The sequence below is a fragment of the Anaerocaecibacter muris genome, from assembly GCF_943192945.1.
GTDB classification, from domain to species: Bacteria; Bacillota; Clostridia; order Christensenellales; family Pumilibacteraceae; genus Anaerocaecibacter; species Anaerocaecibacter muris.
Window position 1 is genome coordinate 80,541 of sequence record NZ_CALPCE010000003.1, and the last position, 24,533, is coordinate 105,073.

The window sequence follows — 24,533 nt, forward strand, 5'->3', positions numbered from 1 at the left end:
CCTCCGTTACCGTCTTTTTCCGTCACTTTTTCTTTTTTTGCCGTCGGCTTTTTCGCCGCGGGCTTGCTTGCCGCGGGCTTTTTCGCTTTCGGCGGTTTTTGTTCGGCTTTATCGCCGTCGTCCGCCTTGACGGATTTGGCGGACTTTGCGGGTTTGCGTTTTGCGGGTTTCGCCGCAGGCTCTTTTTCGACTTGCCCGTCGGTCACACCGACCGCATTTTCCATATCCGTCGCGACGTTTGCGTTTAGCCCGTCGCTTGCCGCGCTTTGCTCTGCGTTCTGCGCCGCGCTCGCGGTCTGCGCTTTCATGCGCGCTATTCTGTCGAGCACGGGCTTTGGCGGAGAAATTTTGGGCGCGGACGGGTGCAACAGCCACGTCGCGGCGTAGTGCGTATCCGAAATTTTAAACATGGGCGGTTGCGCCTCGAAGTCTATCTGCATGGCGTACTTGTTGCGGTCGGCAAACGCGTCGCCCTTGGGCGGATAGATCATGTTGGGCGGCGTGCCGGGGATTGCTTCGAGCTTGTCTTTGGTGTCGAGGTCGGGCATAGACGACAGCAACGCCCACGTGTAGGGGTGCGCCGGTTCGTGGAACACGTCGAGCGCGGTGCCTATTTCCACAATCTTGCCCGCATACATAACGGCTACCCTGTCCGCCATGTTCGCGACGACGCCGAGGTCGTGCGTAATGAAAATAACGGACAGATTGCGTTCTCGCTTGACCTTGTTGATAAGCTCCAAAATCTGCGACTGTATAGTCACGTCGAGCGCGGTGGTCGGCTCGTCGCAAATAAGCACGTCGGGGTCTGCGGACAGCGCAATCGCTATAACTATGCGTTGGCGCATGCCGCCCGAAAACTCGAACGGATACTGACGGAACCGCTTGCGCGCTTCGGGAATTCCCACTTCCTCCATCAGTTTGAGCGCGCGGGTTTTAGCCATGCCGCGTGTGATTTTATGCGCAACGCCCGACGCTTTTTCTTTCAAAAAGTCTATAAGCTGTAACGTGCGCGCGGTAAAATCCGCTTCTTCGGATTGTTCTATATCGCGCTCGAACCGCGCTTTGACACGCGTCGCAAGATTGACAATGTCCTGCTTGACGGCTTGCAAGTCGAACAACTTTTTGTCGGCGACTTTCCAGTCGAGCTTTTTGCCCTTTGCTATTTTCTTTTCGTAATTCGCGGTCTGCCGCTCGAAACGCTTTTCCTCTTTGGCATTGCTCTTAATGCCGTTGTAATACAAATCGACGGCGGCTTTCATGCTCGACCCGAATGTATACGCAACGTTGTCTTTTGCCGTTTGCAAACGATCGATAGCGTTATTAACTGCGACAACCATTTTTTTAGCGGCGGCGTAAGCGTCGCGTTTTTCAAATTCGCCGTCGAACGTCGGCAAACATTCGTCTATTACTTTAACCGCTTCGCGCTTGTTCTCGACGGACAACCGCGCCGAATACCGCACTCCCTTTTCCGCCGTTTGAGTAAACTCGCTCTTGCTGTCCGCATACTCTTGCAAAAACGCGTTAAGTTGTTTTACGGGCAAATCGGGCAACGGCTCTTGCGCAAACGTCACATAATAACCCATAGTGAAAAAGTCGGGACGATCGAACGAAACCGCTTCGGACAGAATTTCTTTTACTTTGCCGAGCGACTGCGCCACGGCGTCGTAATCTGTGCGGTCAATCGGCTTGAAATTGCGCGAAAACAGCGGCTTGACGATGTTTGTAATTCTGTCGATCGGTTTAACTTTACTCAATTCGTCGAGCTTGACTATTTCCGCTTCCAATTCCGCGCGGCGCGCGTTTACAACATACTCGTTGTACGTTTTTTTCGACAGGTAAATTATATCCTTTATTTCGCGCGAAAGCCCCGTTCCGTCCGCGTGCTTTTCTATGAGAAACAGCGCGTCGTCTATATCGGCAAGAGCTTCCGTTGCGCTGTCGAACGCGTCGTTGTAAGCTATTTCGAGTTCGAGGTGTTTACACTCGAACTTATTGAAATCGGCGCACAGTTGCTTGTTTGTCTGCGGCGCGGACTCGTCGCCCGCGCTTGCCGCGTCCATGCACTTATTGAGTAAAGCAAGCGTGCCGTTAAACGCCTTGCGGCTTGCGCGGCGATTTATCTTGCCGTTGATAATCATCGCCTCGGTCATCTGTTTGCCGACGCGCATAATGGGGTTAAGGCTGGACAGCGGGTCTTGGAAAATCATGGCGATCTTGTCGCCGCGGATCTTGCAAAATTCCTCCTCGGAAATTTTCATCAAGTCCATACCGTCGTAAATAATTTCGCCGCCCTCTTTGACCGCGTTGCCCGCAAGTATGCCGAGCATGGCTTTTGTCGTGACCGACTTGCCCGATCCGCTTTCGCCGACAATGGCGAGCGTTTCGCCCGCGCCCAAATCGAAACTTATGTCGCGCACAGCCTGAACCTTGCCGTTCGCCGTTTTGAACGAAATGACAAGGTGGTTGACCGCCATTTTTATTTCTCTCTTTTGATTGTTATCCATACGTCAGCCCTCCGTTCCGCGCAAGTTGGGGTTGAACGCGTCGCGCAAACCGTTGCCGAAAAGATTGAAAGAAATCATTAGCAACGCGATTACAAGCGACGGGAAAAGAATAAGGTGCGGATAGTTAATAAGGTTGCTCGCGCCCTGTCCCGCGGACAGCAACGTGCCTAAACTGACAACACCCGACGACACGTCGTCAAAACGGATTATTCCGAGGAAGGACAGCATGGACTCGCTGAAAATTACGCTCGGGATAAACAGCGCGGCGGAAGTGATAATCGTGCCGAGCGCGTTGGGGAAAATATGCTTGACGATAAGTCGCCTGTCGCGCGCGCCGAGCGTTCGCGCGGCGAGCACGTATTCTTGCTTTTTAAATCTGTAAAACTGCATGCGCACGGTGGAGGCAACGCCTATCCAGCCCGTAAGCACAAACGCAAACAGCAACGCGCCCACGGTGCCGACGTATTGTTGCAAGTGCATGTTGAACAGCACCGCGACAATCATAAACGGCACGCCGCTCAAAACGTCCACAATGCGTTCCATAATCATATCGACCTTGCCGCCGTAATAGCCCTCAATCGCGCCGTAAATCGCGCCGATAATAAGGTTGATAATCGCGACGCCCAGCGCGAGGATAAACGAAAACCGCGTTCCCGAAGCGAGGCAGACCAACAAGTCCTGACCGATACTGTTAGAGCCTAAAATATACAGAGGCTCGTACCCGTTAAGGTATACGAAATAATCGTAATAGCACACACGGCAACGGTAGCCAGTTTGGTTTATCTGCGCGTATCTGTATCTGTTTTCCGCGGCGGGGTCGGCAATACCGGGGTCGCCGTCCAGCCTAATCGAATCGTAATCGTCGTTGCCCGTAAGCCTGTAAATGGGAATATAATCGCCGTTTTCGTCCAGCACAGGCTCGCCCCTGTTCTTGCCCGTGAGGTAGGTTTTGTACCAGTAGTTGGCGTCGTTGACGTTGAACATCACTTGACCCGTGCCCTGCGCAGTGGTTATCTGCATGGGATAAATAACGCGCTTGCCCGTTTCGTTCTGATACTTTTGCAAATCACGATATTGCTCGGCAGTCAAATCGACAAACTTGTAGCCGAGCTTGGTATAGCTGTCCAGTCTGAATTTATACAGCGTTTCGGTGGTGACAACGCCGTTGAGCGCTTTGGTCGAAACCGTGCGTTTTCCGTAAAACTTGGTTATCGCCTTTTTTCCGCCCTCTTTTTCTATGGCGCGATAGTAGTAATAGTTGGCTGTGTTAAGCTCCTCTGTGCTCGCGCCGTCCCAAAACCCGACAATGGGGTCGGTGGAAATTTTGGGGTAAACGTTGCTGTAAAACCCGTTAGTATACGTCACGTCGTACTGCGAAAACAGCGGCGCGATAAACGCAAACAGCAACAGCACGATTATTATAACCATGCCGACGATGGAGGCTTTGTTTTTGACGAACCGACGCGTAGCGTCGCGCAAATATCCGACGGGCTTGGTGTCCAGTTTTTTATCGTGGATTTCGCCCTCTCTGTTTGCAAGCTCGAATTTTTCCGCGGGGATTGCGTTAATGTCGATATTATTCATTGTAATCACCTCGCTCCCATTCTTATTCTCGGATCGATAAAGCCGTAACTCAAATCTATAATTAGGTTTGCGCCCAGCCCGATCGCAGTGTAGAACGCCGATATTGCCATAAAGAAGTTATAATCGAGCCGCCCGATCGATTCGACGTACAGCGCGCCGATACCGGGGATAGAGAAAATACTTTCTATGACGAGCGAACCCGACATAATACTCATGAACTGACCGAGTATCATGGGGAAAATAACGACCATGGCATTGCGCAACGCGTGACGAATAGTCGCCTGCCGACGCGTAAGACCTTTTGTACGCGCCAAAAGCATGTAATCGCAGGTAAGCACTTCGGACAGCTCGGCGCGCGTGTAGCGCGTAAGTCCCGCTATCGTGCCGAACGCGAGCGACAGTATCGCAGGGATAAGCGAGTACACCATTGCAGGCTCGAAGTAACTGCCCGTCGTGTTGGCGAGCAACGGGAACCAGTTCAGCTTGGCGCACAGCAAGTACTGCACGAAAAACGCATACACGAACGACGGCACGGAAATAAACACCATGACAAGCGTCGAAATGGTATGATCCTGCCACTTGTTCTTTTTGACCGCGGCAAAAATACCCAACAGCAAGCCTATAGGAATACTTACGAGCAACGAATACAGATTGACCATAATCGTCGCGGGCAATTTTTCGCCTATGATGGAAGTGACGGTTTGCACCTGATACATCTGCTCGCCGTAGCCCCAGTCGAAGCCCGTCAATATGCGCTTCCAGAACAAAAACAGTTGCACGAGTATAGGTTCGTAATAACCCATAGCGCGCCGCCGCATTTCCACAAGCAACCTGTACTCCTCCGAACCCGTCACCTCGGGCAGAGGCAAAAGTTTAATGAATATAAAGCACAGCGAAAGGATTATAAACAGCGTCAACAGCGCGAGCAACAATCTTTTCACCACGTATTTAAACATATACATGTTATCGCATCTCCGTCGTACACCGAACAATCAAACGATTGATTGTCCCGAATAATGTTACCGAAAAATACCGTTTAACACACGTAACGGGATGCGGACAAATCCTGCCCGCATCCCGCAATACCTATAAAACGCGTTGAGTTTTATGTTCCTTGCCGTGAACTAATAGAAAATCAGAGGTAAAATCGTGTTTTTACGCGTTAGATAGGTACCTTGCCGTGTGCGCGAAAACCTTTATCCGCTAATTGGTCTTGTAGTAATCTTCGAGGTTGCCGCCCTGTTGACGCACCCAGTTGCTCCATTCGCTGTTGGTGTAGTTGTACTCGAAGTGACGGATTCCGCCAAAGCCGATAAGCGGCAAATACTGATCGCAACCGTTATTGAACTTCGCACTGTTTAGCGAGCCCGTGCTCTGATAGAACAGCGGAATATTGACCGCAGTGTTGAGCTGTGCAAGCTCGCATTCCGCAAGCACTTCCACGCGGAAGTCCATATCCGCCTCGCCTACTCTGCCCAGCTTTTTATAGAGATTGTGCGCCGCGCCGCCGTCGTAATCGGAATCGTCCTGATGGTTGTCGAGCCAGCGCGCCCAGTTGTAAAGACTTTCGGTAATTTCCTCGTTGCCTTTCTTGACGGTGATGTTTATGCCCTTGGACATAGTATCGAAGCCGAAGTTGTTGGAGTTGGCGGGGTCGATATAGCTACCGTAAATAACGCCCCACGGATTGAACGTCGCGCCGCCCCAGCCGCTGAACGAAATGTCCATCTCGCCCTTTTTGACCGCCGCGGAATATTCCGCCTGGCTTGTCGAAGTGCCGACTTTGAGCGTAACGCTGCTGAACGTCGTGCCCGCAGGACACTTTTTAATCGCGTCCGCTATGTTCTTGTTAAACATTTCGGCGGTGCCGTTAAACATTTCGGAAGCGGTTTGACCCGCGGAACGGAGTTCGAGCACGACGGGTTCGCCGTCTTTGTACAAGCCCTGCGCTTTCGCCTCGTTGTACGCCTGTTGGAAGAGCGACGCGGCGTAGTCGGGATCATAGCCCGTTATCGCGTCGTAAGCCTCGTCCAGTGTGTCGAACTTCGTGCCGTTGTACGACGACCACTTGCCGTCCTCGCCCTCGATAAATCCCGCATAACGGAGCAACGCTTTTTTGGCGGCGGGTTGTTCGCGGTACAGTTCGCCCGTATTGCCGTCAATCGAGTACATGTAATTGAGCAAGCCGAATCCGGGTTGCGAAGCAGGCTCCCACGCGTCGCAGTACGCCTTTCTGTCAAGGCTGTACGAAATAGCTTTGCGGAAGGAAGCGAGCTGCAACGGTCTATGGTTTTCGGTCGCGGAGCTCTCTTTTTCGAGATAGCTGGAATTGGTGGACATAAAGAACTGCATAGTGTAGCTGTCGGGATAAACGTTGTAACTGCTCGAAGTGCCGAACGTCTGATATTCCGACGCGCCCGAAAGGGACAACTCGTCAACCTCGCCGCGGAAGAACAATTCTTTTGTGGTCGAGTGCGCCGTCTGCGGCGATACGTAGCGGTACTTAATGCAGGTAGTCTGGAACTGCCCCTCGTGATTGCCGTCGGTGTAGCCGTACCAGTTGGGGTTGGTCACAAGTTTAAACTCCGAATCGCGCGTGAACGAAACAAGTTTGTACGGACCGTAAGAGGGCGTCGTCGCCGCGCTCGTGCAGTACGTGGAGGACACAAGATTGCCGGTAGTAACCTTGCAACGTTCGTACACGTCCTGCTTGACAATCCAGTTACTGCTCAAATAATATTTGATATAAAAGTCGTCCTGTTCGTCGGTGACGGCAAGAACAATCGTGTAATCGTCCTTCTTTTTGATACCGACATTGTCGAACGAATAGTCGAGGTTGGCGTTTTCTACCTTAATGGCAATAAATTGCTCGGCTCCACCGCCTACGTCGAGATCTTTCGATCCATATGCGTCATAAAGCATTTTCGCCGAGAACAAATAATCGCTGAAATCCAGTTTGTCCTGCGCTACCTTGGACGTATTGATAGTGCCGTCCGCGTTCATGTACTCGGGAGCTTTTTGCGCAAAGTATCCCAAATCGAAATACATGGTCGTATCCGTGTACGCCGTCCACTGATCGGTTACGACCTTATCGTAATCCATGGTCAACGAGCAGTTCAAAACGGGTCGCGTCGGGGTCGCGTCGGGGTTGTCGGGATCGGGCACAGGCTCGCCGTACTCGATGTTCCACTCCGCAACCGCAGGCGCGCCTTCCGCGCCGTAGAAGTTAATCATGTCGATATAAAGAGTCTCGCCTGCCGCCACGGCTTCCGCATTGCTTGCGTATCCGTGCGAAGCAACCGATTCGTAAATAATGGGCGTATGTCCGTAAAGATAATTCTTTGCGCCGTAAATGGTAAAGCCGCCGCCCGTGTAGCTGTCCGACCTGCGGTTGAGCATGTCGGGGTCGAGCAACTGCTTCATGGAATAAACGTAATCGTCGGCGGTAATTGGCGTGCCGTCGTCCCACGTCGCGGCGCGGTTGAGCGGTATTTCCCAAACTTTGCGTCGGTCACCCGTCTTAATGCCGTACTGACCCGCGTACTGCGAAGTCACGTCAACGGGATCGCCCGCTGCCATTTCGGGCACCCATTCGTAACTCGTTTTATCTTTGTTGAGCTGAACGTCGTACAAACCCATAGTCGTAAAGCCGAGTATTACCGAGTCGTCGTTGGTCTCCCACGTGTGCGAGCTCCACGTCGTCGGGGTGGCGCTGAATATTGCGTTATAAGTATAGTTACCTTCGTCGTTCGTGCCTGCGTCGTCGTTACCGCACGCGACAAGCCCCCCCCCCGTCATAGCGCCGAGGGTTGCAACTATGCTTGTCATAGCCACCAGCTTTCGTAGTCCTTTTTTCATAAACACCTCCGAAATGTGTAATTACCGTTAAGCGAATAACACTACTTATATAGTGTGACAAAAATCGCAAAAAAACGCAAAAAACCCCTTGTACGACGCCATTGTCGTTCAAAGAGGTTCGATTTTGGGTATTATAATATTAAAATATGCGTTTGTCAAGCATTTTTTGAAAGATTTTTGATGTTTGTCAAGCATTTTTCAGTAACTTTTTGAATTTTTTTGAAAAAATCTTATTTGTACTGTGCTTAACCTGAAAAATCATACTGTTTGGACGTCCTATCGTGCCAAATATGATACCACAACAGCCGCAAAAAGTCAAACAAACCTGTTTCAAGACAGTAAAAAACCGCTCTGCGTCATTTCGCAGGGCTTTTCTCCCCTCTCTTTCGTATTGTTTCGTCTATGCCGCTCTGCCTTTGAGAAATCGGACTGCGTATTTTTCTCTGTTCTCTTTCAGGAGTTCGAGCAATTCGGCTCTTTTCTGAATCGGCGTAAGCCATACGCGTTTGCCCTCTTTGTTCCGCAGTTGAGAATGAGGACGGTTATTGTATCGCACGTTCCACGCCTGCATTTTTTCTCTCAACTCCTCGTAGGTCGTAAATGTCAGATGATTATAAAATGCCTCTTGGTCGCTCCTATGACTGCGCTCTACTTTCCCGTTATGACGCGGCGTTCTTATGCGTATGAGTTGGTGTTTGATTTTCAGTTGCGTAAGGAGTTTATCGAGAATATGTACCGTACTCTCTTTCGTGTGCTGCGGGTTCGTGAACTCGGTACCGTTATCGGTCTGAATAATCTCAGGCGCGTACCCGAAATATACGATTGCCCGCTTTACAAAATCTACCGTTGAATATCCCGATTTTTCTTTGTACGGGTACAGGAACCGTTCTCGCGTCGCCTCGTCGATTATCGTGTATTGATAATACCACTCTTTTCGGAAATGCCCTTTATTGCAATCACGCGGAACATACTTAACGTCCATTTGCCATTTATAGCCGAGCATTAAAGGCGTATCGTATGGCTTAGGGTCATACGGCGTTTTCTTGATTTCCTGCGACGGGCGCAGTCCGTGTTTTACCACAAAACGATAAAACCCGAAATAGGTGCGTGAATAACCGTATCGCGTTCGTAACTCGCCTAATGCCTCTGTGTAACTTATATCGGGGTTCTCATCAAACAATTCCCGTATATGCTCCTCCTCTTGCACAGAGTGCGCGTTCGGGTGCGGCGTCAGCGGAACTTTTGAGCCGTTTTCGAGGCTGTCGAGCGTGCCGTCGTATTTTGCTTTCCAACGCCATAGACTACGTTCGGTACACTTGAACGCATACGCCACTTTGAGAATATCGACCTTATCGACAAGCCACATTTTTAAGGCAGCCTGTTTTTGTCTTGCGGTATATTCCATTCCTTTCATCGTCAGCACCTCTTTCGCATATTTTTACGCATTATAGCACAAAAACCGAAAAAACTCAAGCCCCGCGCCGCCGAGCCGCTTGCAAAATTACCTTCAGCGTGCTATAATTATCACAACTACATACTTACGGAGGAGTATATTATGCTGCTCTCTTGTATGAGAACTACTTTGTCGGAGGTGCGCTATGCGTCTTGATTTTCGTTTTCAAAAGTACGATTCTAAACTTGCAACGATTGTATCGTTGTTTCAGAGCGGTATCGTGGGTTGGATATTCCTTTTCCCCATTTGCTGTATTCCTGCCTTTATTTGCCTTGCCTGCAACGTAAGCGGTGCGATTGTAGGAGCATTATTCGGCGTCGGCGGTGTTCTTTCGATAATCGCGTACATTCTTTTTTGCAAATTCGTAAAACCTGAAAAGATTGATGAACGCGCTCGTAAGAGAAAACAAGCAAAACACTCACAAGATACCGATACCTCCCCTTTCCAAGATTATCAGTCGGAGGAGGAACGTAGGAGAAATATTCTTATACGCTCTTATGTAGGCTCTCAGATTGCGTCAGAAAAGCGTTCCGAACAGGAAAATAAAAATAACCTCAACTAATCACAACTTAATCAATCTCAAAAAAATTTGAAAATCAAACAGACTGCCCGTCCTAAAGTCCGACAGACAGTCTGTTATTTTTTATATATATTTCTTTTTGTCTTTAGTTTTGTTTTGTTTTTATTTGCATAAATTTGCATTGCGTTTGATATGCAAAAGCATTGCATTTGCATAAGAATTGCATTACTCTTGCACGGGTATTTTTTCCGTGTTTTCAAGGGAAATATCGACCTCTGTCAATGCTGTTTTCGGCTCCTCTACTTGTACGGGTTCGGGCGTAGATTCTATATACTGAATAGCCCGCTGTAACAAATCTGATTGGTCGCCTATGTAGTTTATAGTTGCAACCGTGATATTGTCATACCCCGATTTATAGCCTAAAAAGCCATTCAGAACGATAGGCAGCAGTTTCAAACAGCACGCCGCAAATGTAGCCCACGTCGGGTTTACGATGACGTCAAGCATTATTACGCCCGTAAGAACTGAGGTTATACAGGTCGTACAGAATTTCGAGCCAAACGTCAGAGCGCGTTTCGTTTCGGGTTTAACGCCCAAAGGACTGCGGCTTGCACTCCCGCGTCCGCGCTTTAATATCATTTCGGGCGTAAGTTTTACAGGCTTAGTTTTGTTCGCCCGTAGAATCGCCGCAATTTGAACCACAGACAATTTTTCGTTTTTCTGCAACGTCTTTTTATCCTTGCCGCAATACTCTTTTTGATAGTCCGAATAGGATATGCCGACCTCAGTCAGAATCGCTGTCCGTGCGCTTTCGAGTTCGTCATCAATGTAATATCTGCAAAACTCCATAAGCCGCCCCTGCATTTTGCGGTCAACGACAATTTTTTTCAGTTCGTCGTAATGTTTATGCGCCTCGCTGTATGCGTCGGTATTTTTCCCTGCACGCACGCCCGACGAGTAAAAGTTCGCAAACATTGAATATGTGCAAAACAGCAGAATGAAAAACGTCAGACCGAACTGCGCCCACCCCAAGCCGTTTGACAAGTTTATATCCGTCGTGAATACGACGACAACGATAAAAACTATAAAAAAGCCGATGAACCACGCCGCATTGTTTACCACGGAGCGCGTAACGCGCCGCTGCGCCCGATTGATTTTTTCCATTCCCGTTGTGCGTTTCTCTCCGCCGTCGTGTTTTATAGGTTCCATACTCATTATTCGCTACCTCCGTCGCCCGATTCATCATCAATCGGCTTATCGGGCTTACTCTCCACTTTTTCTCCGATTTTATGTAGTCCTGCGCCTATCAGGTTCGCTACAAGCCCTATCAGGCAGATAATAGCCATTTGGTCGATAATATTTCTAAGCGCGATGACAAACACCGTTATGACCGTCCATATCAACCACGCGGCGGGCGATTTCAGGTATTGCTTTATAACGCGAATAAGCGGTATCGCGGACAGCAGAGCAAACACCACGAACAAGCCCGAAATTGTCGCCGTAGAACTTTTATCGACCCATACGGGGAATTGTGAGAGAGTCGCCGCAAGAGGAGCCGCCACGTCCACGACAAGCGCGGACGTTTTGATTATCTTTCCTTTTGTCGCGTTTCTCATAATCACTCCTCCGTCTTTTCCGCCTCAGGTTCCTGCTCCATTTCGACCATTTCGACCGATAACAGTTTTTCGTCGTCGCTCGTCGTTTTCAATACGTCGGCATATTTGAGATTTACCAAATCTTTTACGCCCTGCGGCAGATTTTTCGAGTTGGCATATACCGTCGCAAGAATATCCAAAACGGCGCGGGTCTGCACGACCATAGCGGCTACAAATTTATAGCGTTCACTTTCGGTATTCTCGTAAGACGTGATTTTTTTCTCAATCGCGTTATAATTTTCGATGAGATTATTTAACCCGCCGATTACCTCAGACTGTGAATTATTTGTAAACGACGTATCTTTACCGATTCGCAGTAAACTCTTTTTCGATTTTACGGTATTATAGATGAGCATAACGAACATAACAATATCGGTTAAAATCGTTACGATTTCAACCTTATGCTCGTTTAGCCATTCCCCGACCCTGCCGAGAAAAGTGGGGTTATCCGTTTCATCGACTGTTTCTGCGGGCGGCTCCGCGCCGTCATCGACCGTTGCCGCGTATGCAGTCTGAGTTGCCGCGGGTTCCGTTGTAAACCCGAAAAGCAACGTGAGCGATAATAGCACGCAAACGGACGCGGCGATTATCAAAATTCTTTTTTTCATAGTCATAATTATACCCTCCTGTTACGTTACGTCGTAACCCTCAAGCAACTTGTTTAATTTCGTTTCAAGCCCCGAATATTTATCAAACAGCATTTTAATATCGTTTCTTATCTCTTGCATTTCGACCCGTGTTTCCGCTATCTGTTGCGGAATATCGCCGTCGTTCGGACGAACGAATATGCCACCTTTGGTGTTACTTGCTTTTATGCCCTCGCACGTCCATTTTGGTGCGTTTACGGTGCCGTTGAGTAAAGTTACCACAATCGACACGTCGCCCGTCAGGAACGCCGCAGGAACGCCGCAAACGCCGTCTTTTATCTCTCTGTACAGAGAATCTTTCTGCCCGTTTACAATGATTGCCGTCGCCCCATCAGGCGCGTCCGTAAACGATATGTAGAGGTCGCCCGAAATAAATTCGGGCTGCCTCGTAAGCATAATTCCTTTACCGCTGTCTAAGAGCCTGTATTCCATTTTCATATAGCCCTCCTACTCCACGTTGCAATCAAGTTGGCACTTGATTCCATACAGTTTAATCGCACCGTCCGCGCCGTTTCGTTCGATTTTCACCCTTACCGCGACGCAATAATAATTCACCCCACGCTCCTTGCTTTTGTTCGTGAAAACGTGATTATGTTTACTCAGTGCGGCAGTCGTGATATTATCCCATACGGGCTGCGTATCATTCGCATTATTACTTGCAAGCACTTGTATTTTTGCGTCAAGTGGCGCAATCAAATCGAGTTGTACGTTTATCGCCTTAGGGCAAACAGCAATCTGATTCCCGAACGGAACATACTCAAATTCTATGACGCCGCCTATCTTATTGAAATGTTTGGTCTGCGTCGCTGTAGCATTGTTATCGTCCATAACGACAATCTTTATCGTGTTGTCGCCTACGGGCAAATTATTCCACGTTTCGAGGTCAATTTCAAGTGTATTCTCCTGCGAACCCGTTGCGGTATATGTACGCAAAAGCGTCGTATTTACATACTCTTTGACTGTTACATTTACATCGTCGCCGTCGTACACAGTATATTTGTACTTGATTCGCGTCGCCGTATTTCCGAGCGCGGTATTATCGCCCGAAATAAACGGAGGGTAATTATCCTGCACAACGACCGTTGACGCCGTTCGATATTCCCCCGATTGCGCTATACCCTTTACGGAACATACCCTATATTGAACGGTATTGATATTAGCGGTTATACTGTCAGTAAAAGAAATTCCGTCGCCGCTATATATCGGGTTAAACACGCCGCCGTTTATCGAACGCTCTAAAATATATTTTTCCGCACCCTCAACTGCGCTCCACGATACTTCAGCCTTTCCGCCCTCAATACCGCCCGTGTTATAGTCAGGGTTGCAATATATCGGCGTTTTGACCGCAATATTTTCGGGAGCGTCCACAGGCAAAAACAATTCATAGCAGCCCTCGTCGTCTACCGAGTCTGATACAAGAATATCAGATTTCAGATTACAAAGCGGGCGCACGCCCCTCGTGCCGTGGTACGCAGTGTAGTAGTTCAACGAGCCGTCCGAATCGACGCCGCGGACGAGGCACGAGTACGACGAGTAAGGAGTTCTAAGCCACCAATACCACGCATTACCCTCAGTTCCACCGTCTTGCACGGTCGTTTGTCCTTGATAAGCAACTCTAACCGCGTTTGTGTTTTCCGCAAAAAGTGCGAGGATAGAACCCTCCGTAACTCCATTTTCTGCTGCACCAAATGTTTCGGCACGCGACGCCAAAAACACTTTACGCGTAATTGTTTCATAAGGACCATCGTCTAATGCGGGGTGGAGCGCAACCCTAATCGCCGTATCAAGTAGTGCTTTTTTGAACGCAGGCGAAAACTCGCTTAAAAATCCCGCTTTCGCAGAATAAGGGTTAGATGACACATAAGACGTGCTACTCGGTGCTTGGTCTGCACTATGACGCGCCGAATACCACACTCCTGCCTCCGCGTCCGAATTGAGCCATTGGTCAATATTCGATACGGAATACCTATTGTTGCCGTAATTCTTTCTGTTGCTGTCGGCGTTATTCGGCTCCTTTGCGTCAGCAGCACGCCGTGCAATGATTTTTTCCGTTATAAGCGTAGTGCTACCGCTCGGATAATCGGTATGGTCGGTATCGGCTTTTACCCATACGATAGGAACTCCGAGATATTTTGTATCTTTTTCTTTTATTTTTGCCCCTATGGGCAAACTGCCTAATGTTTGCGACATTATTTGTCCTCCTTTTTGAATAACTCATTATAGAGTTTATCTGTTTTTCTTATCAAATGATAGCAATTCCCGCGCTCAGCGTGTCCGCGCCAACTGCGATACGAACATTCGATACGGGTCATCGGCAACCTACCCTGTTCGTGCAAGCCTTTGAATTTTTTGAGGCGACGACAGATACCCGTTTTTGATTGCCGACGCAGTTTCCGTATAACCTTTCCGCTGTCGGTCAAATAAGTATGAAACCCCAAAAAGTCAATTCCGTTACGGAGCGGAGAAATTTGCGTTTTCTCATTCAGTTCAAGCCCAAGTTTGCCCACATAGGAGCGAATCTCGTTCAAGCATTTTTTCAGAAATTCTTTATCCTCGTGTATCAGGTAAAAGTCGTCCATATATCGACCGTAAAACTTAATGCCGAGTTTCTCTTTTATATAGTGGTCTAAACCATTCAGATATAGCAGAGCAAAAAGTTGTGATGATTGATTTCCTATCGGTATGCCGACCTCTCCCTCTGTGCTGTCGATTATCATATCGAGCAACCATAATGTATTTTCACAGGAGATATGTTTGCGCAGTAACGATTTCAATATGCCGTGATTGATATTGTAGAAAAACTTTCTAATATCGCACTTAAGCACCCACCCGTCCGCCGACTTGTGTTGACGATAGTATTTATGTAAAAATTCCGTCAGGCGGCTAAGCCCTAAATCGGTGCCTTTACCGACCTGCGAGGCGTAGTTATCGTATATAAAACTTTTTATCAGTATCGGTTCGAGAACATTATCGCATAGCGAGTGTTGCACGACCTTATCCTTATAACTATTGCTCATCACAAGCCGTTCCTTAGGCTCGTAAACATAAAAACGGTTGTATGGTGCCAACGTGTACGTTTTGTTTTGCAGTTGGTACTTTAACAGCAGCAATGCCTCCATAAGATTGATTTCAAACTTGATTGCTGCGTCTTTCCACCGTTTGCCTTTTCGAGCCTCTTTATACGCGTTATATAGATTCTTAAACGCGTAAATTCGTTCGTATAGCGTTTCATACTCCTGCATAATTTCAACTCCTTGCCGCATATAGCCTGTGCCTTTTTGCAAATGCACTCACGTCGGCAATCTTGTGTTTATCCTTACGGAAAGGATATGCCCTCCTTTGTTGGTGGAGTTCTGCTTTCGCCTTGAAAATGGCTACTCGGACTGACTTTTGCCCACCAAAGCGGGCGCACGCCCCTCGTGCCGTTGTACGCATTGTTGTTGTTCAACGAGCCGTCCGAATTGACGTTGCGGACGTTGTACGAGTTCGACGAGTTAGGAGGAACAGGGCATACCCTATGTGTTTTATTGATTGTTCTGCTGCCGCTTGTCGTTGTTGCGCCACGCGGCAGTCATTTTCTTTACCTCGACGACAAGCCTGCTCCAATATTCCGCCGAGTCGATACTCAGTTCGATAGACGGTATTTTGTGCGATAACTCAATCATTGTATTCAGCAACTTACACGATACGATTACCTCCTGTTGACAGTCTAAACGCCGTTGGCGTTCGTGAGCGTCGCTTAAATTACACTCATTCGCCCGTACCAAATTTTCGTATATATCAATGGCAAGATTTTCGATTCTTGCCCCGATAGAAAATCTGTACTTTTTCGGGAATCTGTTTGTGTTTGCGGTCAATGTGCAAGTATGCTCCATAAGGTCTTTAGCCTTAGTGATGACCGACATTTCTTTTGGCGAACGCTCATTATACTTTAACATTGCAAGCACCTCTCCGCACCGTCAAGCGTGCCGCTCGTAAGCGTTATGCCGCTCACGGATAAACTTTTGAACATTGCTACCGCGCCCGTTCCCGTCAGAGTTCTCAAACTCATTTGCAGGTCTGCGACGTCAAAAACGCTTGCGCCGCTTTCGTTTGCCATATCAATGAGCGCGTTCATCGTTCCAAGCAGTTTACGCGGTTCCGATATATCCTTAAGCGCGATTCTATCCATACGCAACCTCCTTAATTTGCCAAGATAATATAGTTGACGGTTACGCCGTCTGCGGCGGTTCCGTTATTCCTACATAAAATCGTACAGGTGTTTCCCGATATGTTTACAGCGGCAGTAAAAGCCGTCTTATCGGGCGTCGCCGTTGCCGTAAAAATGGCGTTTACAGACGCGGCAGTAATCTCTACGCCTTTCGATTCTCCCGCTGCGACATTCGTCAATTCCGCCGCCCCTACAAGCAGTTTCAGCCCGTTGCCGAGTTCGATTATGCCGTTGCCGTTATCAATCGCGTTTACCGCCATATTTGCCGAAAAATACGCTTTACCGCAACGGACGACGCACTCTCCGACGTACTTATAATCGGAATACAGAACAATTTCCCCGTTCGGTTTAACGAAATACAGATTTGCGTTCGCGTAGTATTCGCCGTCGTGATAGATACGCAAATCGACCAAAACGGACAAATCGGTTCCCATACCGTGCATTTCGGGCGTTATCGTTATGTAATACAGCCCGTCATCGTCGGCAACTGCAGTCCACGAACTCGCAACGATATTGAACTTGTAACTCGGTATATCGGTTATGGACGGTGCGGTATATATCGCCGCAACGTACCACCCGTCTATTTCCGAACTTTCGGGAGCCGCCCAATAATAGTAGGTGTACACCTCGCCCTTATTCGGCATAGCCGAATCAACGACCTGCACCGCGTCCGTATTGTCGGGCGTCGCTCTGCCCGTAGCCGAAAAGACCGCTGCATTTAACGCGTTTATAAGGCTTTCCGACAGTTCGGCAGGGTTCGCGTTCTCTATCCTGCCCCTGATTTTGCGCGGCACTACGCCGAGTTGCAATGAATCAATATCCTCGTTTATAGAATCAATCATACCGAGAATATCGGTGTCCTGCCCTTGCATATTACCGATAGTCTTTTCAATGTTCGTAAGCCTGTTATCCTGCGTTCCCTGTTCCGACCTATACACGCCGATAGCGACCGTTTCCGCTTTTGTGTAACTGTCCTCTTTCGTTCTGAACAGATTATCGGCGGCTATTTTCGTATATCGCTCGTTTATTTTATCAAGCAATACGGAGCCGCTCTGAGCCTGTAAAGCCGCCGCAATATCGTTCAGGCAAGTTTGTAAGGCGACGGGCGTTTTGACGTTCTGCGTGGCAGCAGTAAGCCCATACGCCTCGACAACCAACTTTGCCGCCAAATCGCAACTGTATATATCGTCGATGAGGTCGGCAAGTTTCTTTCCTGCGCCGTACTTTTCGGGCAAGCCGACCTCAGCCGCGCCGTCCGCGCTTTTCAGGAGCGTTTTATACTCCGTCAGCCGCTCATTTGCATTGCTTATCTTTTGCGCAATGCTGTTCAAAATCACCTGCAGAGATTTCAGTTTGTCATCTGCGGGCGTTTCATACGCGAGAACATACGCCGCAAGTTTACCGTTCAAACAAGCATTGCATAGGTCTTGCAGACTGTAAGAAAAGCCCTCGATTTTTTCGCTTTCGGGGTCAAGACCCGACAAATCGAGTTTAACGTAACTTGCCGCGTCGTCGCCGCTCAGCGCGTCCTGAATCACATTGATTTTCTCGGCAATAAATTTGCCGATTTGGTCGAACCACAATTTTAACGCCGTGGACGACATACCGCCTGCGCCATAGGGCGATACGACGTTCGGCTTATCCGCAAGCGCAACGACGCCCTTTGCTTTCAGTTCGGCGGGCGTGATATTTACAAATCGTTTTAATGACATATAGCCCTCCTTAATTTTTCAGTCGTCCTACTACCTGATAGCGGAACGAAATATAGTACAGCGCAAAAGGTTTCATATACTCATCGGAATAAATGTAGTATTGCTTTTCAACCCATTGCTTTTCTTTTTCTTTGACCGCAAACAAACTCTGTTCCGTCGTATTAAATGTAAAGTCCGTAAAGTCCATATCCTCAAAAGAGAAAAGACTGTTATTGATTCGGGCGATTTGCGTGTACGGCTTTTTATTCGTTCGCACCTTGATTTTTGCGGACGAACTGCGGAACGATTTAGTCTTTATCACGGTCGATTTTTTTACCGTGTTTTTCGTCAAATGCGGTATGCCGCAGCAGTCCATTTTCGTCGCACAACCGCTGTAAATCGTTCTATTATCGAACGTGTACCAACGCGGCTCGATTTCGCCCTCGGAGTTTCTTTTATCGAAATTGAACGAGCATACGACGCCGTTTTTTGTGCCGAAATAGATATTGTCGAACATATCGCGTATCGTCGTTGCTTTTTGAAATACGCCGCCGATATATTCTCCCTTACCCTCGCACAAATACGCCTCGTAACGTACCAAATCGCCCGAAAAAATATCGTAGACCTCGTGTACCGTATAATAAACGCCGACCGTATATTCCAACCCGTCAATTTCTACCGCAACGCCCTCTGTAAACACTCGCGCCGTTTCCTTTCCGTAGTCATCGGGCGGGTTTACTACCTGCCCTGTAAGATTCAGCGTTTCGTGAGTATTCATAAAGTACACGTTTTCGGCAAGCATAATCGGAATTTCGATAATATGGTCGTCGTTACCGCAAGTACACTCGTTTTTGCTCTTTTTGCATTTCGTACAGTATTTGACTGTTTTGCCTTGTAATTCCTCGGCTATTTGCGTCGCGTACTTGTATTCGGGATATTGCCCTTTATACACGCCGACGTTCTCGATATAATACCATTCGTACTGATTGACGCCTATTGCGTGCGTATAACGCTGTCGGCTGTCCGCCATAAAAATGCACCCGTCCACAAGTACCAAAAGATACCCGTTCCATTCCGCAACCACGGCAGAACTTAAGTCCATATTGACGATTTTCGCGTCTATAAGGCTTGAACGGTGTTCGTTCGCCCTCTCGTACCGCACAGACAGTTGCCCGACCGCCTCTACGCCGAGCCGCGATATAAATATCGGGTCGTCCAAAAAATTGATACAAGCACCCAAACAACCTATGCCGCTTAACCCCTGCGAGGACGGATAAATTACAGGCTGTATCGAGTCATTCGTCTGCGTAGGCGTATGAAAATAAGTTGACCCGTCCTGTTGCGTATCGTCTTTCAAAACCATAAGCGTATCGGCAACGGTAATCATTCCCGTAATGGGCGCGACTCCCACGCCGTCCTGCATATAGTTCAAAATGCCGAAATACGAGGGGTCTACATAGCCCGTAGAATTTCTCGCGGCGTAAAATATGTGATTCGGATAATTCGGGTTCCCCGACAGAAAAACCCTATTATCGTAAATTGTCGCAATAGTACAATCGGTTATAAGCCTTGATATTTCCGCACATTCATCGGTAACGCCCGATACACTCGTAAATACTTTTTTAGCCACAACCTCGATTCCCGCGTACATTTCGGGATAAAAGACGTTTTCGCTTTCTGTCGCTCCTGCAATCTGCACGACGCGCTCAGGCTTTTCGGGTGCAACGATAAACTTAATACTGCCGTTAGCAAGACTTACGGTAAAATCGGTTCCCTGTACTTTTGCCTGCCCGTAAACCTTTACCGATACAATCTCATCGAGAGCATTTTCATTGAGAAAAAACTCCGTCGTCGTGCCGTCAGCGATAAACGTATGCCTAAACTTAGACTGCAGAATGTTTCGCTGCTCGTGTTGCTTACCTATATCGGCGTTTTCGCCGCTCGTAATAATATTGATATAAGTAAGCGGGATATAAGCGTTATCCAATACGCTTTTTACGCTCACGCCGTCATATACCAAATAATTTTTGCCGTCAATGATATACAGCCTGTTATTGAATATAAACGACGTGCTTTTTCGGGGGTTCATATTATCAAAAAGCGCGTCTGCCGCGGTTAAAATGCCCTCTTTATAAGACAGCAAAAGTCTATCGCCTGCAACCAAATCGCTGCTTGCATAAGACAGTTCCCGCGTAGCCGCGTCATAATTCATCAAAAAAGTTAAGTCCTCGCCGTTTGTCCGCGCTAACGCGGTAACGGTAACGACATTCTCAGGTAAAATCTGCTTAAATGTTTTCGTTCCGTTTACAACGGAATCGGGTTCGGGTACTACAATCGTTTCACTTAGAACAATATTTGCGGTATTCGGGTAATTTTTCCACAAATACAGTTTGCTCCCCGAATGAATAAGAACTTTGGTAACGATTTTATCGCCGTCTTTATGCGAAAAATTGAATATACCGAAAACATCGCTTTCCTCAGGCAATACGACGCGCTTTCTGAACCCTGCAATCGTTTCAAGTGCCTGCCCCTGCGAGGACTGATAATCTCTGAACATATTTACAGCGTAAGCGAGGCGGTGTTCGTCAACCTGCGTATGGTCGCTCGAAAAATCAACGCCTCTGAAATCGCCGTAATATCTGTTGTATGTTTCCCTCGCTTGGAGGAAATTTGTTCTCGTTGCCATTGCGCTTACCACCCGTTTGAACTCTTGATAATAACAGGGCTTATATCTTTCCCCTTACGTTCAATCTCGGCGGCGCGTTCGCTATACAAATATTTGTAGTATTCCGATTTTTGCGGCTCGTCGTCTATCCATACATAAGCCGCAATAAGCACAGGCAGCAGGGCGCAGAGTTCCACGTCCAAATCAATCTCGGTCTTATCGTCCATTTCGCCGTTATTGACAATCGGCGCAGGACGCCTTTTATATAAAACCTTGAAAACACCGCTCTGATTATACGGGAGCAATATTACACTATTGCCCTCTACGCCGTACCCCTGATTGATAATCGCGTTGCCCTCTGCCTCTTTGATAGGCGGACAGCACAACGCAAGAAAATCGTCCGTAAGTTTACTTATATCGTAGCGCGTAAACGGTTCATAAGCGGGTATATCCGCCTCGTCCTCGCTATACAGTTTGTCGTACATTGCGACGTTCTTTACCGAATACACAAACTCGCCCGAAAAACGCAGTCTAACCAAATCGCTTACAAAACTGTCCGCCTCTTTGATAAACCCCCGATACGCGACAAATTTGCGCGTAGACGCAAGCGATACCGTACCTATAACAGCCCACCCGTCAGGCGTGTGCTTTTCGATATAAACGATACCGTTTCCGTCCGCCTCAAAATAATATGATTTTGCGGCGTGTGCGGAGTATTGCAGTTCCTCATCTTTTTCGACGGGAGAAAATGCGGAATCGGACAATAGATTTTTCAGCGGCTTGTGATTTATCAAATAGTAACTTATTGCAGGTCGAACCTCGTTGACCTGCAATAAAGCCCTATTTGCTGCGTAATAAAACCTGTCATCATCTTCTAAGGAAACCTCAAAACCGAGTTGAGCAACCTGTTTATAAAGTTCTGCAACGGTCATAATCAGCCTCCTTGTTAAATGATTTATAGCGACGTTGCCGCGGAAATCGCGTCTTTGCTGTTGACGGCAAGCAGGATATGTTTCCAAGTATTGAACCCGACACCGAAACGGCAGTAACCGTTCCAAAAGTAGTTGCGGGTGTGCTTGTCAATATCGCTCGTAATGTCAAGCGGAACGCGGTTATAGAACATATTGCCGAGCAGGTTCTTGTTGGCGTCGCCCGACATAACCATAAACCTGTCGTCGTCCGCCTCCCAACCGTTCAGCACAACGATATTCCAATTCCCGTACTGAGTATTTATATCGTTGTTTGCGCTGCCCACGGTGCGCTCGGAGCCGACAACCTTTTTGACGAGCGTTTCGAGTTTCGGACGATTGCAGGGAATGATGAGAGTGTCCGCGACATACTCCATAACGTCGCCGTTTTCGTCCTTGAAATTGCGCACCTTATTCGAGAGAACGCCGAGCGCGTCCTCAAGCGTGCTTGCGCTGCCCGTGAGTTCGCCGTAGTAGTAGTTGCTCTGCGTCTTGCCTTTCATTTTGTCCGTCGAATACGGGTGCGCCTTATGGAACAGAGCGAGTTCGTCGGCGCAAGTCAAATCAACCTTTGCCTTGTTGAACGTCATCTCTTTCGCCGTGCCGTTGATGAGAGCCTGCGCCGCGATTTTGATACGCGTCTTGTAGTAGGCGCGAACGAACTTTTTGGGCTTGTTTTTCATATCCGCGCCCATACCGAACTTTGCGTCGTCCGCCATTTTGCGGGTAATGGTAAACTCTTTCGCAAATTCGATATGCTCTATCGTTTTCTTGAACGTAGGCTCGACGCTATCGTTCTCCGCGCCCTGTCCTTCCTGTTTGCTTTGGAACGTATCGAAATCGGACTCGCCCATAATCGTTTCGGCGTAGCGGCTCGATTTTTCGACGTTGAAAAGAAAATCGAGTATGCTTTTCTGCTTTTCACAGATATTCGATTCGTTCTCGATGAGTGCCTTTATCGGGTGTTCAAACTTACCGAACATAGGGTCGTTTTTGCCCGACATTGCGCTGTAGATAAAATTCGACATATTGTCTGTCCTCCCTGTTAAATAATTCTGACGACGATAATATCTCCCGCCGCCGACGCACCGTTCAGACTTTCTACGGTTACGACGCCGCTCGTGGTGGTCGCCGTTACCTGCAAGCCGTCCGTATGCAGAGTTACTTTACTGCCCGCCGTAAGCCCCGTAGGAGCCGCCGTAACAGGCACCTCGTAAAGTTGATTGTCCTCGACCCTTGCCGCCGCAAGAGTGCGTTTCGTTGCGTCTGCCGCAACGCTGCCCATAGCGATATGCGTAGGTTTTACCGTTGCACCGCATTTCGTGAACTTACCCGACGCCAAAACGAGAGCCTCGCCGTATTCGACCGCCTCGTCGTCCGTTACGTCGTGGTAAACGGGTTCGGGTACGTTCATTCTGCCATTCTCAATTTTAATGAGTTTGAACATAGAAATTCTCCTTTTTATTTTTGATATGATTGTCTGTACAGAGCGACAATTTCCTTATCGCTCAGATTCGGGAACAAATCGCGCCATTCGCTCAACTGCTTATTACTCATCGTAATCGAGTTGTCTTTGGAGCCTTTCGGCACCGCCGAGCGTAAATGCCCCTTTGTTTCGTTGAGCAACTGCTGTTTTACGGACTTAGCCACGCTTGCCCGAACGCCGTCAGGGTTTGCCGCGGCGTATGCCTGTTTAGGCGTCAAGCCTTTATCGCGGAGTTCCGCAAATACGCCGAAATTGCTTATTTCGGTAATCGCTTTCAGCCCTTTTGTTTCGGGATAGAACCCCTGCACCTCTGCGAGGTCGGCAGCCATTTTTTTCTTAAATTCGGTTTCGCGCAAGAGGCGCAACGCCTCCTCGCTTTCCGCGCTTTCGGCTTTCTTTTTGCGGTATTCCTCTAACGGAATATCGTCAGCCTCTGCCGCCAACTCCTCAAGCCCTTTTTGCACGTCGCTCGTTTCTTTCGCGCCCAACTTTTTCAACGTATCTCTGCCCTGCGCTTTTAAGGCTTTTAACTCGTTTTCGAGTTCTGCGATACGCTTATCTTTTGTATCGTCCGTAGACTCCTCAGGCTCTGCGTCCGATTCTCCGTCGCCTTTATCGGCGTCATCGGAACCGTCGCCCTGCTCGTCGTCGGGGTTTTCGTCGTTATCGTCCGCGGCGTCCTCGTCGCTCTCAACGTCCTCGTCGTCCGTTACGTCGGGAATGATAATGTTACCCTCGTCGTCATACTCGAACTCGTCATCGGAATCGTCAACCGTTTCGTTCTCGTCATCGACAACGGTTTCCTCAATTTCCTCGTCGGGTTTCTTGATTTCGTCCTGCATAATCGTTTGTCCTCCTATAAAATTCGATTATTTCTTTTTGCCGTTTCTCAGGTCGTTGCCCTTGACTACGGTCGCCTTAGGCTGTTCCTGCACGCTCTTGGGAGCCTTGATAATGCCGCCTTTATTGGTCGCATATCTGTTACCCGAACCCTGTTTCATAGTCGCAGTCCTCCTTTTTAGATTTTTAATAAAAATAGCCACTAACCGTATCTTACGGTCAATGGCTCTATCTCTCGGAATATGGCACAAATATTATTCAGTTTTTACCGTCCATAGTCTGCCGCACTTTTTACACCTAAACGTCAGACCTTGAACTTTACTGTCCTTTTGTAAGCCTACACGCGGTACTTTTTCATTGCAGTTCGGACAAACGATTTTGGTAATTTCAGATTGCACAGTCGGAGTAATATTAAGCATACTCTACCTCCTGCATAATATAATAGCATACAT

Annotated in this window: 22 protein-coding genes and 2 pseudogenes; 1 reads left to right on the plus strand and 23 read right to left on the minus strand. The window is 48.3% G+C overall.

Going from position 1 to position 24,533, the window contains the following annotated elements; all coding sequences use genetic code 11:
* Positions 1–296 precede the first annotated feature (296 nt).
* The 6 genes and pseudogenes from NFR57_RS08775 to NFR57_RS03560 all read right to left on the minus strand — a co-directional run.
* Positions 297–2,138, minus strand: a pseudogene (locus NFR57_RS08775) (ABC transporter ATP-binding protein); the annotation flags it as partial.
* Positions 2,118–2,504 (minus strand): annotated as a pseudogene (locus tag NFR57_RS08865) (ATP-binding cassette domain-containing protein); the annotation flags it as partial. The pseudogenes NFR57_RS08775 and NFR57_RS08865, both read right to left, overlap by 21 nt.
* 3 nt (positions 2,505–2,507) lie before the next feature.
* Positions 2,508–4,088 carry an ABC transporter permease gene (locus tag NFR57_RS03545; protein ID WP_251182456.1) on the minus strand — a complete coding sequence of 527 codons (1,581 nt, stop codon included), beginning with the start codon at positions 4,086–4,088 and terminating at the stop codon, positions 2,508–2,510.
* 5 nt (positions 4,089–4,093) lie between these two features.
* Complete coding sequence (locus NFR57_RS03550; RefSeq protein WP_251182457.1) at positions 4,094–5,050, minus strand: ABC transporter permease; 957 nt, start codon at positions 5,048–5,050, stop codon at positions 4,094–4,096.
* A 241-nt stretch (positions 5,051–5,291) separates the two neighbouring features.
* Positions 5,292–7,946, minus strand: a complete 2,655-nt coding sequence (locus NFR57_RS03555; RefSeq protein ID WP_251182458.1) for an ABC transporter substrate-binding protein — start codon at positions 7,944–7,946, stop codon at positions 5,292–5,294.
* A gap of 400 nt (positions 7,947–8,346) precedes the next feature.
* On the minus strand, positions 8,347–9,360 hold the full coding sequence (locus tag NFR57_RS03560) for a DDE-type integrase/transposase/recombinase (protein WP_251182459.1): 1,014 nt from the start codon (positions 9,358–9,360) through the stop codon (positions 8,347–8,349).
* A gap of 184 nt (positions 9,361–9,544) precedes the next feature.
* On the opposite strand from NFR57_RS03560, the gene NFR57_RS03565 reads away from it, so the two are divergent.
* A complete protein-coding gene (locus NFR57_RS03565; RefSeq protein WP_251182460.1) occupies positions 9,545–9,961 on the plus strand; it encodes a hypothetical protein in 417 nt (138 codons plus the stop codon).
* A gap of 183 nt (positions 9,962–10,144) precedes the next feature.
* Here the strand turns inward: NFR57_RS03565 and NFR57_RS03570 are convergent, their stop codons facing one another.
* From NFR57_RS03570 to NFR57_RS03640, 17 genes are all read right to left on the minus strand, one after another.
* Positions 10,145–11,128: a hypothetical protein gene (locus NFR57_RS03570; RefSeq protein ID WP_251182461.1), complete on the minus strand. Its 984-nt coding sequence runs from the start codon at positions 11,126–11,128 to the stop codon at positions 10,145–10,147.
* A gap of 5 nt (positions 11,129–11,133) precedes the next feature.
* Complete coding sequence (locus NFR57_RS03575) at positions 11,134–11,535, minus strand: hypothetical protein (RefSeq protein WP_251182462.1); 402 nt, start codon at positions 11,533–11,535, stop codon at positions 11,134–11,136.
* A gap of 2 nt (positions 11,536–11,537) precedes the next feature.
* A complete protein-coding gene (locus NFR57_RS03580) occupies positions 11,538–12,182 on the minus strand; it encodes a hypothetical protein (RefSeq protein WP_251182463.1) in 645 nt (214 codons plus the stop codon).
* A gap of 21 nt (positions 12,183–12,203) precedes the next feature.
* A complete protein-coding gene (locus NFR57_RS03585) occupies positions 12,204–12,659 on the minus strand; it encodes a hypothetical protein (protein WP_251182464.1) in 456 nt (151 codons plus the stop codon).
* Positions 12,660–12,668: 9 nt separating this feature from the next.
* Positions 12,669–14,411 (minus strand): DUF6273 domain-containing protein, encoded by a 1,743-nt coding sequence (locus NFR57_RS03590; protein ID WP_251182465.1) that lies wholly within the window; start codon positions 14,409–14,411, stop codon positions 12,669–12,671.
* Positions 14,411–15,463: an RNA-directed DNA polymerase gene (locus tag NFR57_RS03595; RefSeq protein ID WP_251182466.1), complete on the minus strand. Its 1,053-nt coding sequence runs from the start codon at positions 15,461–15,463 to the stop codon at positions 14,411–14,413. The genes NFR57_RS03590 and NFR57_RS03595 overlap by 1 nt, the downstream gene beginning before the upstream one ends.
* Positions 15,464–15,537: 74 nt before the next feature.
* A complete protein-coding gene (locus NFR57_RS08870) occupies positions 15,538–15,792 on the minus strand; it encodes a DUF6273 domain-containing protein (protein ID WP_476726953.1) in 255 nt (84 codons plus the stop codon).
* Complete coding sequence (locus NFR57_RS03600) at positions 15,746–16,159, minus strand: four helix bundle protein (RefSeq protein WP_251182467.1); 414 nt, start codon at positions 16,157–16,159, stop codon at positions 15,746–15,748. The genes NFR57_RS08870 and NFR57_RS03600 overlap by 47 nt, the downstream gene beginning before the upstream one ends.
* Positions 16,153–16,392 carry a hypothetical protein gene (locus NFR57_RS03605; RefSeq protein ID WP_251182468.1) on the minus strand — a complete coding sequence of 80 codons (240 nt, stop codon included), beginning with the start codon at positions 16,390–16,392 and terminating at the stop codon, positions 16,153–16,155. The genes NFR57_RS03600 and NFR57_RS03605 overlap by 7 nt, the downstream gene beginning before the upstream one ends.
* A gap of 11 nt (positions 16,393–16,403) precedes the next feature.
* A complete protein-coding gene (locus NFR57_RS03610; RefSeq protein WP_251182469.1) occupies positions 16,404–18,143 on the minus strand; it encodes a hypothetical protein in 1,740 nt (579 codons plus the stop codon).
* A 10-nt stretch (positions 18,144–18,153) separates the two neighbouring features.
* Positions 18,154–20,808 carry a hypothetical protein gene (locus NFR57_RS03615; RefSeq protein WP_251182470.1) on the minus strand — a complete coding sequence of 885 codons (2,655 nt, stop codon included), beginning with the start codon at positions 20,806–20,808 and terminating at the stop codon, positions 18,154–18,156.
* Between the two features lie 5 nt (positions 20,809–20,813).
* The gene (locus NFR57_RS03620) at positions 20,814–21,719 is read right to left on the minus strand and encodes a hypothetical protein (RefSeq protein WP_251182471.1); all 906 of its coding nucleotides are present in this window, start codon (positions 21,717–21,719) and stop codon (positions 20,814–20,816) included.
* Positions 21,720–21,742: 23 nt separating this feature from the next.
* Positions 21,743–22,783, minus strand: a complete 1,041-nt coding sequence (locus NFR57_RS03625; protein WP_251182472.1) for a hypothetical protein — start codon at positions 22,781–22,783, stop codon at positions 21,743–21,745.
* Positions 22,784–22,800: 17 nt separating this feature from the next.
* On the minus strand, positions 22,801–23,202 hold the full coding sequence (locus tag NFR57_RS03630) for a hypothetical protein (protein WP_251182473.1): 402 nt from the start codon (positions 23,200–23,202) through the stop codon (positions 22,801–22,803).
* A 14-nt stretch (positions 23,203–23,216) separates the two neighbouring features.
* A complete protein-coding gene (locus NFR57_RS03635; protein WP_251182474.1) occupies positions 23,217–24,083 on the minus strand; it encodes a hypothetical protein in 867 nt (288 codons plus the stop codon).
* 27 nt (positions 24,084–24,110) lie between these two features.
* On the minus strand, positions 24,111–24,242 hold the full coding sequence (locus NFR57_RS08710) for a hypothetical protein (RefSeq protein WP_275557172.1): 132 nt from the start codon (positions 24,240–24,242) through the stop codon (positions 24,111–24,113).
* 93 nt (positions 24,243–24,335) lie between these two features.
* Entirely contained in the window at positions 24,336–24,500 is a 165-nt protein-coding gene (locus tag NFR57_RS03640; protein ID WP_251182475.1) for a hypothetical protein, read from the minus strand.
* Positions 24,501–24,533: the final 33 nt, after the last annotated feature.